A 17,264-nucleotide genomic window follows, 5' to 3' on the forward strand; every position below is an offset into this window, starting at 1 on the left:
GGGGGCCGGCGGTCAGGGGCGGCGCCCCCAGGCGGAGACCAGGGGCGCGGTGGCGAGGTCCAGGTCGCCCGAGGCCACGTTCGCCAGGTGACGTTCGATCTCCGCGTCGGTGGCGAGCCCTTCCGACACCAGCAGACCGCGGATCTGCCGTACGGTCGCGGCCTCCAGAACCGCGCAGGCGGGCGAGGTGATCGGAAAGTACGCATCGGCCTCGACGCCGGCCAGCCCCGCCTCGCGCAGCAGCCGGGGCAGCGTCCTCCCGTACGCGAGATCCGCGCCGCGCGCCGCCATCAGGGAACGGAAACCGGCCCGCAGCCGGTTCGCCAGCCGCTGCTCGGGACCGCACTCGTCCGGGCACAGCAGCGGCTGCAGCCCGGGGTCGGCGTCCTCCAGAAGCAGCCGGCCACCGGGCCGCAGCGCCTGGATCATCCGGCGCAGCGCCTCGGCGCGGTCGGTGACGTGGACCAGGACCAGCCGGGCGTGGACGAGGTCGAAGCCGCCCGGCGGGGGAGGGTCGGCCGCCACGTCGTGCCGCACCACCTCGACCACACCGCCGAGGTCCCCGGTCCACGACACGTCGATGTCGGTGGCGACCACCGCGCCCGTCGGACCGACCCGCTCGGCCAGCCCGAGCGGCACGGAGGGGCAACCGGCGCCTACCTCCCAGCACCGCATGCCGGTGGTGATGCCGAGCCGGTCGACATGCCGGAACGTCACCGGGTCGAACAGCTCGCTGAGGGCACCGAAGCGGATCCCGGCCTCCGACTGCCGGTTGTCCAGCAGACAACCCTGGCCGGAGGGGGCGGGCGCGGCGGCATCGTGGTCGACCATGGAGCGATTCTGGCAGAGGGCCGGGGCCCGCACCGGGCGGGCGGCCGTCAGCCGGACTCCGGGGTTCCGGGGCGCCATCCCCGGCGGCGGCCCCGGGGCAGGGTGAACGCGACGAAACCCGTGACGAGGACGGCCACCCCGGCGGCGGAAGCGACGGCGATCGCCGCGGTCCGGCCGCCGTGCTCCTCGGGCGGCGGCATGCGCAGCGCGGCCGGGCCGGGCGGATCCGGTACGGCCCCGGCGGTGGCGAGAGGCGCCGTGACGGCCGCGACGGGGTCCACCGTGCCCGCGCCGACCAGCGCCTTTCCGGCCGGGATGTGGTAGGCCGTCGCGGTGAGCCGGTCGGTCAGCTGCGCGGGTGTCAGCTGTGGGTGTGCGGCGAGGGCGAGCGCGGCGGCCCCCGCGACGAAGGCGGTGGCCAGCTCGGCGCCGTCCCCCGTGAAACTGCCCGTGCCACCGGGGCCGATGCTCATCACGGCGGTGCCGGGCGCCGCCAGGTCGGGCGCGGTGCGGGGGGCGAGCCGCTGGTCGGGAACGCCCCCCGGCCCCAGCCCGGCGACGGCCAGGACGTCCGGCAGCGCCGCCGGGTAGGCGGCCGGTGCGGGGGTGTCCCCGGATCCGGTGAGCGATCTGTTCGAGGCGTACGCCGGAGCGATCACCAGCGCGCCGCTCCGCACCGCGCCGCGTACGGCCGCAGTGAGCGCCGGACTGCCCTTGGCCAGCGCGATCGGTACGTCGATGACACGCGCGCGGCGGGCGACGGCCGCGTCGATCCCGGCGGCGACGCTGTTCGCGGTGGCGGTGCCGTCCGCCGCCGTGGCCCGGACCGCGACGATCCGGGCCTCCGGGGCGACCCCGGCGAAGCCCGTACCGGAGCGCGGCGCGGCGGCGATCAGCCCGGCCACGAACGTACCGTGACCGATGCAGTCGGTTCCGGCCGCGTCCGACGCGGGCGTGACCCGGCCCACCAGAGCCGGGCTGTTCCGGGCGTCCACGCCGGTGTCGACGACGGCGACGACGGCGCCCGCGCCACGGGTGGTCTCCCAGGCTCGGGACGGCGCGATGTACTGCTGCGGCCACGGGACATCGGCCGGACGCTTCTTCGACGGCTTGACGCAGCCGCCGTCCCGCGGCGGGGCCGAGGAGATCCGGGGCAGCGCCGTGTCGGCGGAGGCCGGGGCGGAGGACACCGCGACGAGCGGCACCGCCACGGCCAGGGCGGCGGACAGCAGCACGGGCACGGTTCGGGGCGGCCGGTTCATCGGGACGTACCCCCCTCCGTCGCCGGGGCCTCGGCCCTGCCGGGCGCCGCGGCCCCGGGGCGCGGGGCACGCCCCGGCGACGCACCGGGCGTCGTGGTGCTCCGCCGGGCCGACGCACCCGGGGCGGGGGCCGCCGCGCCCGGGGCCGGCCGGGGCGCGGCGCGCTCCTGCCACGGGGACGGGGCACCGGACGCACCCGCCCTCGGACGGCGCGGGTCGCGTACCGGGGCGGAACCGGACGGGGTCTCGGCAGAACCCGCCGGGGCGGCGGTACCCCGGGAACGGGGGGCGACCGGGGGCTGCGCGCCGACCCTCGGGGCGACCACGGCTCCTGGCACACCGCCCACCTCGGACCCGGCGGTGGCACGGGGCCGGGGCGCCGGCCGGACCGGCTCGGCCGCCTCCCGGGGCACCTCGACCGTCCCCTCGTCGAGCACCGCCCGGGGACAGGCGGGGTTGAACGCCTCGAAGCAGGTGGCACACCGGCCGGTGTCCCGGAGCCTCGCCGTCAGTTTGCGCTCGTCCGTCATGCCGTCACATCCTCGGGAAGCAGCAGCCGCAGCTGGTCCGTGTCCGCGTCCGGGAGGGACGCGAGCCGTCCGGCCTGGCGGGTCATCATCTGTTCGAGCACGGTGCGGGCGTAGCGCCCGTTGCCGAAGCTCGGGCCCCGGTCGACACCGGCGAAGTGGCGGCGCAGCGCCTCCAGCGTGTCGGGCGCGCACACGTAGCCGTCCCGGGTGCTCTGCCGGTGCACGATCTCGACCAGCTCGTCCGCATCGTAGGAATCGAAGGTGACGGTGCGTCCGAACCGGGAGGCCAGACCGGGGTTGGAGCCGAGGAAGCGGGCCATCTCGCCCTCGTAGCCCGCGGCGACCACGACCGTGTCGTCCCGGTGGTCCTCCATCAGCTTGAGCAGGGTGTCGACCGCCTCGCGCCCGAAGTCGGAGCCCGAACCGCCCTCGGGGGTGAGGGTGTACGCCTCGTCGATGAACAGCACCCCGCCCCGGGCCCGCGCGAACGTCTCCTTGGTGAGCTGCGCGGTGTGGCCCACGTAGCGGCCGACGAGATCGGCGCGGGAGACCTCCACCAGCTGGCCGCGCGGCAGCACCGACATCGCGCCCAGGAGCTCACCGTACAGCCGCGCCACCGATGTCTTGCCGGTGCCGGGCGGGCCGGTGAAGACCAGGTGGTGGGCGACGGCCGGGGCGGGCAGCCCGGCGGCCTTGCGGCGGCGCGCCGCCGACACCAGGTTGACGACGTCGCGGACCTGCGCCTTGACCCCGTCCAGGCCGATCAGGCCGTCGAGTTCGGCGAGCAGCCCGGTGAGCCGGTCGGACCGGCCGTCCGCACCGCCCTCGCCCGAGACGGCGGCCGCGGCCTCCTCGCCGACATCGGTCGGGAGCAGGACGGTCAGGTCCTCCTCCGTGATGTCCGGGGACTCGGCGAGGCGGAACGCCTGGCGGTCCACCATCTCCTCGAACACCTTGCGGGCGGCGCGGGCGTTGCCGAACGACTCGTCCCGGTGCATCTGCTCGAAGTGGTGGGCCAACGCCCGCTCGGTGTCCTCACGGAACGTGAATCGATTCTGCTCGCCCTGGCGCTTCACGATGGTGAGCAGCTCGTCCACCGAGTAGTTCTCGAACTCCAGCGTGCGGCTGAACCGGGAGCCCAGACCGGGGTTGGACTCCAGGAAGCTCCGCATCTGCCGCGAGTAGCCGGCGGCGATGACGACGACGTCCTCGCGGTGGTCCTCCATCAGCTTGACCAGGGTGTCGACGGCCTCCCGGCCGAAGTCGGGGCCGCTGCCGCCGTCCGCGGTGAGGGTGTACGCCTCGTCGATGAACAGCACTCCGCCGAGGGCCTGTTCGAAGACCTCGGTGGTCTTGATGGCGGTGCCGCCGATGATCTTCGCGACGAGGTCGGCGCGGGCCACCTCCACCAGATGTCCGGAGCGCAGGACGCCGAGGGAGGCGAGGACCGAGCCGTAGAGCCGGGCGACCGTGGTCTTGCCGGTGCCGGGCGGACCGGCGAAGACGAGGTGGCGGGCGGTGGCCGGGACGGGCAGCCCCATCTCGCGGCGCCGCCGGGCCAGCTTGTTGAGGTTGACGAGCGTGGCGACCTGCTCCTTGACGGCCCGCAGCCCCACGAGCTCGTCGAGCCGGGCGAGCGGACCGGCCGGCCCCCCGCCGTCCGCGCCCCGGGCCTCCGGCTCGGCGGCGCCGTCGCCACGCCCGCCCAGGGCGTCGGGCTCGCCGTTGTCCTCGCTGGTCAGATCGTCCGCGGCGAGGCTGCCGCCCGGCGCGGTGTGGCGGACGCCGGCCCCGGTGTTGCCGGTGACGGTGCAGCCCGCGGCGCGTACGGGACGTTCGGTGGCGACCCGGATGCCGTCGGCCCTGCCGTCGGTGAACTCGCACCCGGTCAGCTCGGCGGTGGCGCCCGCGCCGATGAGCGCGCCATGGCTCCGGCTGCGCAGCACCCGGGCGCGGACGGCGGTCAGCCCGGCCCCGTCGTCGGTGACCGTGATGCCCTCGGCGCCGGAGTCCTCCACGAGGGTGTCGACGAGTTCGGGGGCGCACTTCCCGGCGGCCGCGAACCCGGCGGCCCCGCTGCCCCGGACGGCGACGTCCTGGAAGGCGGGGCTCGCCCCGTCGATCCGGATGCCGCACTGCGCGGCGTCCAGGACCGTGGTCATCTCGATACGGCCGCGCGCCTCGTCGCGGGCGTGCAGCCCGTGGCCGACGGCCTCGACGATCTCGACGTCCCGCAGCCGGGCCCGGTTGCCGCCGGCGAGGACGATGCCGTGGCCGCCCGCCCGGTGCACGGTCACCCGGTCGATGCGGGGCGCGCTGTCGGCGTCGAGGAGGATGCCCTCGGCCTTGCCGCCGGTGACGAGCGTGCGCTGGACGGTGGGCGCGGCGCTGCCGCGTACCAGGATCCCGGCGGCGAGCGAGTTCTCCACCAGGCAGTCGGAGAGGGTGCCGCGGGCCTGCTCGATCGCGACGATGCCGTTGCCGCCCGAGCCCCGGGCCTCCACGTTGTTGAGGGCGGGCGCGGTGGTGGCGGAGAGCAGCACTCCGTGGGTGGTGCTGTCGACGGCGGTGCAGCCGGTGAGGACGGGCAGCGCGGTGGAGGAGATGTGGAAGCCGATGGTGCAGCCGACGGCGTGCACGTCGGTGAGCCGGGTGGTGGCCTGCTCCTCCAGGGCGACCCCCGGTTTGGGGGTGCCCTCGACCGTGAGGCGTTCGACGGTGCCGCCCGCGCGCCCGTTCGCGAGGAGGCCGTTGCCCCGGGCACCCCGGACCGAGCAGTCGCGGATCGAGGGCGCGGAGTCGTCACCGAGCACCAGCCCGGAGCTGCCGAGGTCCTCGAAGACGCAGTCCTCGACGACACTGGATTCGGGGGAGAGGTCGACGAACCCGGCCCCCGACGGGTTGGTGACGACGCAGTCGCGCATGGCGAGGGAGCCGCGCTCGCGGGAGAGCAGCGCGGTCCACGAGTGGGCGTGCACCCGGCAGTTCTCCAGGGCCGCCTGGCCGCGCGGTACGTCGACGACGGGGGCGTCCTCGTCGCCGCCGCGCAGGATCAGCCCGGAGAGCTTGACGGCCTCGGCGACGACCTGCACGGCGCTGCCCGCGCGCGGGGATATCTCGGGCGGGTCGTCGGGGTCGTCGGCGACGATCGTGACCATCTTGGTGATGACCAGGCATTCGTCGTAGTGGCCGGGGCGGAGTCGGACCACTCCTCCCGGGCGGGCGGCGGCGAGAGCCGACGCGATGCCCTGGTACGGGTCCGCGACGATGGTCTGGCGGGCCATGGCGTTCCTTTCTGCGTCGTCGTGGTCGGGCCCTTCGCCGGTGCCCCGGTGACCGGCCCCGCGACGGCCGCCCGCACCGTGGCGACGGTACGGGCGGCTCGGGTGCGCGGGGCCGAGTGGGCGGCGGGAGGGCGCCGGGCCGTCAGGACCGGTGTGCCGTCTGGATCTGCACGGTACGGCGGCGGGTGATGTACAGGCCTCGTCCCGCAGGCAGGATACGTGGCTTCGTACCGGCCACCACCTGCCCTTCCGCGGGCGGGCAGCTCATCATCAGCACCGGGGTGTTGGCCTCGACCATGCGCCGCAGCAGCTGGTCGGACATCATTGCCCGGCCGGAGCCGTTCGCGCTGCGGGCCACGACGATGTGCAGACCGATCTCGTCCGCCTGGGCCAGGAACTCGTGGAGCGGCCCGAAGGGGTCGCCGCCGCTCATCCCGCCCGTGGAGACCAGTTCGTGGTCGTCGACGAGGAGGAAGAGCCGGGGCCCGCTCCACCAGTCGCGCAGCCGCAGCCGGGCCGGGGCGATCTCCGGACCGGGCACCCGGTCCTTCATCGCCCGCGCCACCCCGTCGACCATCTGCGCCAACAGGTTGGCGCCGGTGGCGTAGCCCAGGCGGTGCGACTCGGGCACAGCCTCGGAGAGGCCGCGCCGGTAGTCGACGAGCACGACCCGGGCCTCGGCGGGGGAGTAGCGGGTGCAGATCGCGTCGGCGACATGGGCGAGCAGGTTCGACTTGCCGGACTCCACGTCACCGACGACCACCAGGTGCGGGTGCTCCTCGAAGTCGTGGTGGAACACGTCGAGCCGCTGGTCCTCCAGACCGAGCGGGACACGCAGGTCGCCGTCGGGTGCCGGGAGTTCGGCGGCGGGGAGGCTCATCGGCAGCATCCGGACCTTCGGGGCGACCGGCCCGTCCCATCCGGCCGCGACCTCCCGTACGAGCGCGGCGACCCCGTCCGCGATGTTCTCCGTGTCCGGATCGCCGTCGTTGCGGGGGAGCGCGGTGAGGAAGTGCATCCGTTCGGCGGTCAGACCGCGGCCCGGGATCGCCGGAACGGTCCCCGCCGCACGCATGTTGACCATCGAGTCCACCGGGTCGCCGAGCCGCAGCTCGAAGCGGGTGCCCAACTGGTCGCGCAGCGCGGCCGAGATCTCCATCCAGCGGCCGGAGGCCACGATCAGGTGCACCCCGAAGTTGAGGCCCCGGGAGGCGATCAGGTTGAAGGTGGGGGCGAGGTCCATGAAGTCCTGGCGGATGGTGTTCCATCCGTCCACGACGAGGAAGACGTCGCCGTGCGCCTCGTCCGGGAACTCGCCGGCCGCCCGGCGGCGCCGGAAGTCGGCCATGGACTCCACGCCCCGCTCCGCGAAGAGGAGTTCGCGACGGGTGATGACCCCACTGACCTCGGCGATGGTACGGGCCATCCGCTCGGGGTCCAGACGCCCGGTGACACCGCCGACATGCGGCAGCCCGGTGAGCGAGGTGAGCGTGCCGCCGCCGAAGTCCAGGCAGTAGAACTGCACTTCGCGCGGGGTGTGGGTGAGCGCCAGCGCCGTGATCAGCGTACGGACCAGGGTGGACTTGCCGGACTGCGGACCGCCCGCGATCCCGACATGGCCGCCCGCTCCGGACAGGTCGGCCACCAGCTCGTCGCGGCGCTGGTCGAAGGGGCGGTCGATGACGCCGACCGGCACGGAGAGGAACTTGCCCCGGGGCATGCCGGGCGGCGGCAGCAGGAGATCGAGCGTCGGGGGCTCGTCCAGTGGGGCCAGCCACACCTGGTGGGCGGGGGGTCCGGAGTGCTCCAGCTTGTCGACGGCGACGGTGAGCAGGCTCGGCCCGGAGGTGTTCTCCTCCTCCGGCTCGGTCTCCGGCTCCGTGTCCGGGGCGGCGGGCAGGTCGCGGGGCGGGACCCAGCCCGCCTCGAACGGCACCACCTGCCCGGCGACCACCGCACGGCGCATCGCGGGGCGGGAGGCCCGGTAGCGGCCCGACACGTAGGCGGCCTTGAAGCGGGTGAGCGAACCGACGTCGTTCTTCAGCAGGCCGCTGCCGGGCTGCGGCGGCAGCTCGTAGGCGTCCGGCACACCGAGCACCCCTCGGCTCTCCATCGCGGAGAACGTGCGCAGCGCGATGCGGTAGGAGAGGTGGCCCTCCAGCTGGTTGATCCGGCCCTCGTCCAGCCGCTGCGAGGCGAGCAGCAGGTGGACGGAGAGCGAACGGCCGAGCCGGCCGATCATCACGAAGAGGTCGAGGAAGTCGCGGTGTGCGGCCAGCAGCTCGCTGAACTCGTCGACCACCACGAACAGGGTGGGCAGCGGGGCGAGGTCGGCGCCGCCCGCCCGGGCCTCCTCGTACTCGCGGACGGACGAGTAGTTGCCGGCCTTGCGTAGCAGCTCCTGGCGGCGGACGAGTTCGCCGTGCAGGGCGTCCTTCATCCGCTCCACCAGCGCCGCCTCGTCCGCCAGGTTGGTGATGACGGCCGAGGTGTGCGGCAGCCGGTCCAGCCCCAGGAAGGTCGCGCCGCCCTTGAAGTCGGTGAGGACGAAGTTGAGCGTCTCGGAGGAGTGGGTGAGCGCCAGCGCGAGCACCAGGGTGCGCAGCAGCTCCGACTTGCCGGACCCGGTGGCACCGATCAGCATGCCGTGCGGGCCCATGCCGCCCTGCGCGGACTCCTTGAGGTCGAGATCGACGTGCGCGCCGTCCGAGCCGATGCCGATCGGCACCCGCATCCGCTCCGACGCGGCGCGGGGGCGGTGCAGCTCGGCCGCCTCGGTGGCGTGCAGATCGCGGATGCCGAGCAGGTCGGTGAGCTCCATGTCCTCCTGCAACGGGCGTTCGGCCCGCGCCGCGGCACCCAGCCGGAAAGGCGCGAGGACGGTGGCGAGGGCACGGGAGGCGTGCGGACCGAGCGCGTCCGGCCGGCCCAGCGCGGTCTCGGCCGGCTTGCCGTCCGGTGCGGTGGACAGCAGGGTCAGGGCGTCGGGCGCGACCCGCAGCCGCAGCGTGCCGCGCGTCTGGCAGGCGCCCTCCAGGGTCCCGCGGACGTCGACGACGACCGTGTTGCGGTAGCCGGTCTCGGCCAGCCGGGCCCCGGGAGGCACGGACGCGGTGTCCAGGACGACGACGGTGAACGGCTCGTCGCGGCTCGGCTCCGCGCCGGGCTCGAACGCCGGCCGCCCGGCGAACTCCTCACCGAGCAGCGGCTCCAGCTCCGAGACCGTCTCGGCCACCAGACGGGCCGGACCCGCTCCGTCGACATCGGCCTGGTGCTGGACGTGCGGCAGCCACTTCGCCCAGGACCAGGACGGCAGCGCGTCGCCGTCCGCGACCACGGCGATCGACAGGTCCTCCGGGGCGTGGGCCACCGCGAGCTGGGCGACCAGCGCCCGGGCGGCGGCCCGGGAGACCGCGCGGTGCTCGTCGGCGGAGACGAGCAGCACCCGGGCGAACGAGCGCAGCCGTACGGCCACCGGCTGGTCGCCGACCGTCGAGTAGGCGTGGATGAACCGGCGCAGGGCGTGCGCGGAGAGCGGCTCCAGGTCCTCGACCGGCTTGGTGGACAGCGGCAGGAGGGTGAGGGCGAGCTGCTGCTCACCGGTCCCGATCCGCGCCTCGCCGAAGTCGTCGTGGGTGGCGCGCCGTTCCCACAGGCGTCCGGTGCGGGCGACCGACCACAGGGCCTGGGGCAGCGGGTGGCGCCACTCCTGGGCCTGCCGCTGCTGCTCGACGACCTTGCGGATGCGGCGTCGGCTCGTCGTCAGGTACCGCAGGTAGTCCCGGCGTTCGGCGCGCAGCTTGCGCTTGCGGTCCCCGGCGGCCCGGAGGAACTGGGCGACCAGCATGCCGATGGCCGAGGCGCCCATCATGCCGACCGACACCCACATCAGCACCCCGTTGCCCTGGCCGGGCCGGATGAAGATGAGCACCATGCCGAGCGAGCTCAGCGCCATCGGCAGGTAGGTGATGATCCCGCCCATGGCGCCCTGCGGCTCCGGCAGGGACGGCGGCTCCTGAAGCGTCAGTTCGCCCTCGGGCATGCGGGGGCCGACCCGACGCGGGGGCCGCCGAAAAATGACCGTGCTCAAACCGGCTCCCGACTCGAAGTGTCGACGACTCGAAAACCGCGGCCCACACCGCCGATTTTCGGTTGGTCGCACGAACGTACAGTCATAACGAACTTCACGATAATGTGCACACGTTCTCGGGTCGAATCCCGAACGGAAATACAGGCGGGAGTGAATCGCGCACCGTGGGCGACAAGACCGCCGGACTCTGCCGGATAACCGTCAGAAGTCCGGAGAAAACCTTCGAACTAGGCATACCCGTCGATGTTCCTCTCGCCGATCTGCTGCCGGTACTGGTCGAGTACGCCGGCGGGGACCTCGACGAACAGGGCCTGGAGCACGGCGGCTGGACGCTCCAACGGCTCGGTGCCGCGCCCCTCGACGAGGAGCGCACCCCGGCCGAGGCGGAACTGCGCGACGGCGAGACCCTGTATCTGAGGGCCCGTCATGAGGCTTTGCCGGAAGCCGACTTCGACGATCTGGTCGACGGCATCGGGGAGACCCTGCGGGCCCGGCCCGACACCTGGCGGCCCGAGCTGACCCGCCGGCTGCTCATCGGATTCACCGTGACGGCGCTGGCCGCCGGGCTGATCACCGTGCTGCTGCCGGGCGCCGCGATGTGGCGGGCCGGAGCGGCCGGTGCCGTCGCCCTGCTGCTGGTGGCCGGCGGGCTGGCCGCCTCCCGGGCGGTCGGCGACGCCGGGGCCGGCGCGGCGCTCGGCGTACTGGCCGTTCCCTACCTGGCCGTCGCGGGCGCGCTGATCCCGGCCGCCGGGCACGGCGAGAGCCTGCTGGGCCCGAGGCTGCTGGCCGGAGGCGCGGCCGGGGCCGGTGCCGCGATCCTCGCGCTGGCCGCCGTCGGGGCGTTCGCCCCCCTCTTCCTCGGGGCGTTCGTGGTGGCCCTGTTCACCTCGATGGCCGGTGCGGTCGCACTGTCCGGGATGCCGATCGCCCAGGTGGCCGGGTGGCTGGCGGTCGTGGTCGTCCTCGCGGGCGGCTTCGTGCCCAGCCTGGCCTTCCGGTTCGCCGGGATGCGGATGCCGCCGCTCCCCTCCAACGCGGGCGAGCTCCAGGAGGGCATCGACCCGTTCCCCGCCGCCCAGGTCCGCGAGCGCGCCGAACTGGCCGACCGCTACCTGACCGGCATGTACGTGGCGCTCGGACTGCTGGCCGCGGCCTGCGAGACCGCGCTGCTCGCCACCGGCGGCGGCTGGACGGCCGAGCTGCTCGCCGTGGTGCTGAGCACGCTGCTGCTCCTGCACGTGCGCGTGGTCGGCGCCGTCCCGCACCGGCTCGCGATGGCGGTGCCGGGGGCGTACGGGCTCGCCCTCGCGGGGGTGCTCCGCGCCATCGACCTGGGCCTTCCCGGGCGCCTGGAGATCACCGCGGCCTTCGCCGCGCTGGCGGCGGTCACCGCGATCGCCGCCTGGACCGTGCCGGGACGACGGCTCGTCCCCTACTGGGGCCGGATCGCCGATCTCCTGCAAACGCTCTGCGCGCTGGCGCTGCTGCCGCTCGCGGTGCTGCTCGCCGGGGTGTTCGGGGCGCTGCGCGGGATCAGGGGGTGAGGGGCTGATGGCGGTGCAGTCGCGCAAGGACCAGGTGCAGGCGCATCTGTACGTGATGGGCCGGCTCTCCAGCGGACTGCTGCGGGACGACCCCGACTCGCCCGACACCCCGACCGCGCGGACCTGGCGGGGCGTCCGCTGGGGGGCGCTGATCGTGGCGCTGGCCTGCGTGGTCACCGTGCTCTTCGGGCTGATCAAGCCGGGTGGGGGGACCTCCTGGCAGACGCCGGGCGCACTGGTCGTGGTGAAGGAGACCGGTGCCCGTTACCTGAACGTCGGCGGGGTGCTGCACCCGGTGCTCAACCAGGCTTCCGCGCGGCTGGTCGCGGGCGGCCGGATGGCGGTGGAGGAGGTCGCGGAGGGGTCCATCGAGGACGCGCCGCGCGGCACCCCCATCGGGATCGTGGGCGCTCCGGACGGGCTGCCGCAGACGCCCGGCGCCGGGGCCTGGGCGGTCTGCGCCGGTGTGCAGCCGTCCGGGCCGACGAGGACGAAGCCGCTGACCAGCGTGGTCGTGTCCGGTCCCGCGGACGCGGAGGACGGGCTCGGCTCCGACCGGGGCGTGCTGGTGACGGCCCCGGGGGAGGGGCGGCAACTGGTCTGGAACGGCCGCCGGTTCCGGATCGACACCGAGCACGGTACGGAGGCGGCGCTGGGCTGGGCGGGCGTCACGCCCGTACTGGTCGACGCGTCGTTCCTGACAGCGCTGGACGCGGGGCCGGGGATCGCCCCGCCGGAGATCCCCGGGCGGGGGCGCCCGGGACCGCGCCTGGCGGGTGAGGGCACCCGCGTCGGCCAGCTCTTCTCGGCCGGTGGACAGCACTATGTGCTGCGTACGGACGGGCTGGCCCCACTGACCGGCCCGGCCCGCCGGCTGCTGCGCGGCGACCCGCGCACCCAGAAGCAGGCGTACGACGGGAAGGCCGTGACCGAGCGTCCGGTGGGCCCGGCCGACCTGGCGGCCCACCAGGCGCCGGCGGCCGCGGCGCAGCAGATGGCGGCGGGGCTGCCGGCCTCGGTGCCCCGGGTGTCGACGGTGGACCCGGCCCAGGAGCAGGTCTGCGTCCGGGTGAAACCGTCCTCCGGCGGCCACACGACGACGGTGTCCCTCCTGCCGGCGGACGGGGTCCCCGGCTCGCCGCCCGACCGGCAGCCGGGGGTGAGGGCGGCGTGCGTGGCGGTGGACCGGATCTGGGTGCGCCCGGGAGCGGGGTCGCTGGTGCGGGCCCGGTCCTCGGCGGGTACCGGCAACTCCCTTTATTTGGTGACGGATTCGGGCGTTTCCTATCCGGTGACGGAGGCGGGACTGAAACAGATCGGGTATTCCGCGGGCGCCGCCGTGGATGTTCCGGGGCGATTGCTGAGCCTCCTGCCGAGTGGTCCGGTACTGGATCCTTCGGGGGTTTCGAGGAACGGAGTGGTGGACGCGGATGCCCAGGAGGAAGGGAAGGTTCCGCAGAAGAGAACACAACTCCGTGAACAATGCGGCGCGGGTTAGTGGGAGATGCTCAAGAAAACCTCAAATAGCGGTGAACTACCCACCTCCACTGCTGACATCAATCTCATTGATCGGATAATCTCCCCGAGGTAGATGGGGTTGGGGAGGACCCTGCGACGGATGGGTCGCGCCTTCCCGTAACCGATCAGGTTCCGACTGGAGGGACACAACGTGTCAGAGCTCGTCAAGGATGCTGCGGCGGCACGGAAGGCCATCGTCGCGCTCGACACCCACTTCGGCTTCATGAAGCAGGCCGGTGGCGCCGCCGAGAGCATCAGGAGCAACGTCGCGACGCACTACAGCACCTCGGACGGGTCGGCCGCGACCTTCCAGGACAAGTTCGCGACGTGGCAGCAGGGCTACACCAAGGCGATGGCGGCCGTCGACGACGTCTGGAACAAGCTGAACGAGCAGCAGAACGTCCTCGACGCCGGTGAGCAGGCCGCTCTCCAGCACGCCAAGACCGGCTTCGAGGGCTCCGCCGTCTCCGACGGCATCACGAACGTCCTCAACAACAACTGATCCGTCCTCATCCGTCGCAGGAAGAAAGGGGCACATCGTGTCCGGCGACATCCAGATCAACTGGGGCGGTCTCGGCGACGCCACCAACGACATGCAGCAGCTCACGGCGAACATGCGCAACGCGCTGGAGGAGCTGGTCGCGGGCGTCCAGGAACTCGCCAACACCGCCCAGGGCCAGAGCGCCAACCAGTGGCGCGAGGTGCAGACGAGGCTGAACACCGCGATCAACGAGATGGACAGCGCGTTCAACCAGGGGCACCAGACCCTGAACAACATGGGCAACACCCACCACGAGCATGACGGCCTCGGCGCCAAGCTCATGGCCGGCTGACGGAGGCTGACCCATGGCTGAGGACGGCGGTACCTACAAGATCTCGTCGGACTTCCTGCAGGGCTTCGCGCGGGACAGGATCAACGCCCAGTTCGTCGAGCAGTTCGACAAGCACCCGGACATCGTGCGGCTGCGGCTCTACGCCGCCGACGACTCCCTGCTCGCGGGCAACCCGAAGGCGAACATCCAGCAGACGGCGATGCTGCGGAAGAAGTTCAACTCCTTCGCCGTGGGCATGGTGAAGCTCCTGGACGAGATGAAGGAAGGGATGCTGAAGCTCTCCGACAACCTGGTCGGCGTCGATCACATCACCCAGCAGGGCGAGCAGGACGCCAAGGACATCGCACTGCAGACGATGATGGACGACCTCAAGGTTCCGCTGAGCATCTTCGGTGGCAGTGGGGCCACTCAGTCGACCACGGAGAAGACGCCGACCACCGGCGTCTGATCCGTCGGGCGACACCGCGGTGGGGCAGGGCCGAGAGAAGGATTGACAGCATGGCGGTCACGAAGTGGGAAGAGGCTCTCGGCCTCGTCTCCGACCAGGAGGGCGGCCCGGTCGACCGGGCGGAGGTCACCAAGCTGAAGTGGCTCGGTGACACCTTCGTCGCTCCCCACCACCTGGAGGGGGTCGCGGGGACCGGTGGCGCGCCCGGTGGCTACGACCTGGGCTGGAACAAGCGCTGGTACAACGGCGCCTTCTACAACTACCAGGTCGGATTCAACGTCAGCGCCGACCTGAAGGACCCGCTGCCCCAGGACCAGGCGATCTACAAGTGGCACTTCGGCGCCAGGGAACTCCTCGCCACCGCCCTCGGCGAGGTCGGCAACACCGTCTTCTCCCTGCACAGCTTCGACGACGCCAGCTGGACGGTCAAAGGCGTCCAGCGGTTCCTGGACGAGTGGTTCCACACCGTCAAGGGCTGGTCCGAGGAGATCGACGTACCCGACTCCGAGATGCAGGGCACCGCCGCGGGACAGTTCCGCAGCATGCTCATCGGGGTGGCGAACCAGTTCGGCAATCTGCACACCCAGATGACCAACCCGCGGGACTTCTCCAAGGAGATCGACGACGCCCGCCAGGAAGCGACCAGGCAGCTCCAGAGCCTGTACCAGGTGATCTTCGCCTACGGAACGGAGAACAACGCCTGGCCCGCCCAGATCCTGAGCGACCTCTTCCACGAGGAGTTCGCCGAGGGCGCCTACACGTTCGACAACGGCTGGCTGAAGACGTCGCTCGGCGACCCGCACGGGTCGGGATTCTGGGAAGCGTTCGAGGCCAAGGCCAAGCAGCGCTGGCTCGACCAGGTCGGAGCCAGCCTCGACGGCCCCGCCAGGGACGCGGGGAAGGCCATCGGCTTGGCCTACGGCCTGACCGAAGGGGCCATCCGTGTCCCGACCAAGCCGCCCTGGGACGCCCCGGCCGGCACCGACAAGGGCGGACTGAACCCGGACGGATCCACCACGTCCGACACCATCGCCGATCTGCTCAAGGGGCTGACGAACCCCACGGGCGACGACAAGAACCTGCCCGGCGGGGACAACACCGAGCTCCAGAAAGAGGATTCGCCCGGAGCGTTCAGCGACGGCGACTCCTCCGGACAGAGCGGCCTGGACAAGGACGGCCCCGGCTCGACGCTCCAGGACCAGCTCAAGAACCTGAACGCCTCGGGCCCGGGGAGCTTCGGCACCGACAACGTCACGGGCAACGGCGGCTCCGGACTCGACAACACCGGCCTGGGCAACACCGGCCTGGGCAACACCGGAACCGACACCGACCAGAACACCAGCGGCCCGGGGTCGTTCGGCCCCGGCGGCCTGATGAACATCCCGCCCGGCTCCACCCTCAACAAGAACGGCACCGTCACCGGCCCGGACGGAAAGCCCCTCAGGAACTCCGACGGCTCCCTCTACAAGACGACCCCCGGAGCGTTCCAGCAACAGCAGAAGCAGCAGAGCCAGCAGGAGACGCTGCGCCGCCAGGCCGAGGCGGAGCAGAAGGCGTACCAGCAGCAGGCCAAGGAACAGCAGGAGGCGCAGCGGCGGGCCGAGCAGCAGCGGAGGGAGAACGAGAAGGCGTTGTCCCGCCTCCGTGAGACCTCCCGGCTCTCCAGCGACCACTCCGGGCTCCGTACCGGCGGCGAGGGCGGATCGCAGCAGAGCAAGGGCGTGTTCAAGGTCCGCAACCCCGACGGCACGTTCTCCGAGTACACGAGCGGCAAGGGCGGCAGGACCAGCATCGGTGTCGAGCCGACCGGCAAGGTCCGGACCACCTCCGTCGACCCCAGCGCCAAGGTGGTCGAGGAGGCGGCCGCGAACCGGCGCACCTCCTCCCAGTCGCCGATGATGCCGCCGCCCGGCGCGGGTGCGGGAGCCGGTGCGGGCGCGGGGCAGGACCAGCACCGGGAGCGGAAGAGCTATCTGGACGAGGACGAGGAGACGTGGGGCACCCAGGAGTGCACCACCACGGGAGTGATCGGCTGATGGGGTACCAGAGCGGCGGGACGGCCCGCGACGGCGGCGGCACACGCGACGGGGGTGACAACCGGCCCTCGATGTCCGCGCGCGAGCAGTTCGAGTCGATCCTCGGCTCGACGCTCCAGGAACAGTTCGGCGAGATGCAGCAGCAGGTCCGCGAGCACGCCGAGCGGCTCGCCGCCGTCCAGCGCGAGCTGGCCGCCCGTACCTCCACCGTGCGCTCCAAGGACCGCTCCGTCAGCGTCACGGTGGGTGCCCGGGGCGACGTCCGCGAAATCAAGTTCCACACCGAGGACTACCGGCAGATGGACCCGGTCCGTCTCGGGAAGACGCTGGTGGATCTCATCGGCAAGGCGCAGACCGAAAGCGGCGATGCCGCACGCGAGGCGTTCGAGCCCCTGCGCGGCAAGGGTGACGAGATGCGCCGTTCGATGCTGGCCGGCACCCCCGTCGAGGAGTTCCTGGCGCCCCTCCGCGAGATGGCGAAGGGCGCCGCGGAGGCGTCCGGGGCCCGGAGAGGGAAGAAGCACGATGCCTGAGGGGAACGAGCTGAAGGCCGGCGCCGCGACCTGGAAGGGCATCGACGAGTACGGGAAACTCGGCAAGACCCTCGCGGACACGCACGCCCACCTCGAATCCATCAACGGCCTCAACACGCGGGGCGGCGGCGACGGCCAGGACGACTCCTCGAAGCAGTACCTCGATGTGATCGGGACGGGCATGCCGCCGCTCACCGACACCCTGAAGATGCTCGACTTCCTGATCACCCGGCTGGGTGAGGACGGCCAGGACGTGAAGAAGCTCTTCGCCGGCGCCGAGGACCTGGCCACCCAGATCGCCAAGGACTGGAAGGCGGCTGGAGGGGACCAGTGACGCGCACCACCACCGGCC

The 17,264-nt window shown here is 72.8% G+C and carries 12 protein-coding genes; 8 read left to right on the forward strand and 4 right to left on the reverse strand.

All coding sequences use genetic code 11. From position 1 onward, the window contains the following. Window positions 1–12 precede the first annotated feature (12 nt). The 4 genes from ACWC97_RS30355 to eccCa form a co-directional block, all read right to left on the reverse strand. Window positions 13–831, reverse strand: a complete 819-nt coding sequence (locus ACWC97_RS30355; RefSeq protein WP_450652775.1) for a class I SAM-dependent methyltransferase — start codon at window positions 829–831, stop codon at window positions 13–15. Between the two features lie 47 nt (window positions 832–878). Continuing rightward, entirely contained in the window at window positions 879–2,093 is a 1,215-nt protein-coding gene (locus ACWC97_RS30360; protein WP_450652776.1) for a S8 family serine peptidase, read from the reverse strand. Between the two features lie 526 nt (window positions 2,094–2,619). Continuing rightward, a complete protein-coding gene (locus ACWC97_RS30365) occupies window positions 2,620–5,907 on the reverse strand; it encodes an AAA family ATPase (protein WP_450652778.1) in 3,288 nt (1,095 codons plus the stop codon). A gap of 142 nt (window positions 5,908–6,049) precedes the next feature. After that, entirely contained in the window at window positions 6,050–9,949 is a 3,900-nt protein-coding gene (eccCa, locus tag ACWC97_RS30370; protein WP_352279974.1) for a type VII secretion protein EccCa, read from the reverse strand. Window positions 9,950–10,161: 212 nt separating this feature from the next. Here eccCa and eccD point away from each other — a divergent pair, with 212 nt between their 5' ends. The 8 genes from eccD to ACWC97_RS30410 all read left to right on the forward strand — a co-directional run bounded on the left by eccD (window position 10,162) and on the right by ACWC97_RS30410 (window position 17,246). Beyond that, window positions 10,162–11,544 carry a type VII secretion integral membrane protein EccD gene (gene eccD / locus ACWC97_RS30375; protein WP_450652781.1) on the forward strand — a complete coding sequence of 461 codons (1,383 nt, stop codon included), beginning with the start codon at window positions 10,162–10,164 and terminating at the stop codon, window positions 11,542–11,544. A gap of 7 nt (window positions 11,545–11,551) precedes the next feature. Next, window positions 11,552–13,042, forward strand: a complete 1,491-nt coding sequence (eccB, locus tag ACWC97_RS30380; protein ID WP_450652783.1) for a type VII secretion protein EccB — start codon at window positions 11,552–11,554, stop codon at window positions 13,040–13,042. Window positions 13,043–13,213: 171 nt separating this feature from the next. After that, entirely contained in the window at window positions 13,214–13,564 is a 351-nt protein-coding gene (locus ACWC97_RS30385) for a hypothetical protein (RefSeq protein WP_352279971.1), read from the forward strand. A 37-nt stretch (window positions 13,565–13,601) separates the two neighbouring features. Next, window positions 13,602–13,895 (forward strand): WXG100 family type VII secretion target, encoded by a 294-nt coding sequence (locus ACWC97_RS30390; RefSeq protein ID WP_352279970.1) that lies wholly within the window; start codon window positions 13,602–13,604, stop codon window positions 13,893–13,895. Between the two features lie 13 nt (window positions 13,896–13,908). Beyond that, window positions 13,909–14,343 (forward strand): hypothetical protein, encoded by a 435-nt coding sequence (locus tag ACWC97_RS30395; protein WP_352279969.1) that lies wholly within the window; start codon window positions 13,909–13,911, stop codon window positions 14,341–14,343. A gap of 50 nt (window positions 14,344–14,393) precedes the next feature. Further along, window positions 14,394–16,379, forward strand: coding sequence for a hypothetical protein (locus ACWC97_RS30400; protein WP_352279968.1), 1,986 nt, complete (start codon window positions 14,394–14,396; stop codon window positions 16,377–16,379). Further along, on the forward strand, window positions 16,379–16,912 hold the full coding sequence (locus ACWC97_RS30405; protein ID WP_352279967.1) for a YbaB/EbfC family nucleoid-associated protein: 534 nt from the start codon (window positions 16,379–16,381) through the stop codon (window positions 16,910–16,912). Before ACWC97_RS30400 ends, ACWC97_RS30405 begins: the two co-directional genes overlap by 1 nt. Beyond that, window positions 16,905–17,246, forward strand: coding sequence for a hypothetical protein (locus tag ACWC97_RS30410; protein ID WP_352279966.1), 342 nt, complete (start codon window positions 16,905–16,907; stop codon window positions 17,244–17,246). The genes ACWC97_RS30405 and ACWC97_RS30410 overlap by 8 nt, the downstream gene beginning before the upstream one ends. The last annotated feature ends 18 nt before the right edge of the window (window positions 17,247–17,264 follow it).

This window comes from Streptomyces sp. NPDC001108, assembly GCF_053598535.1.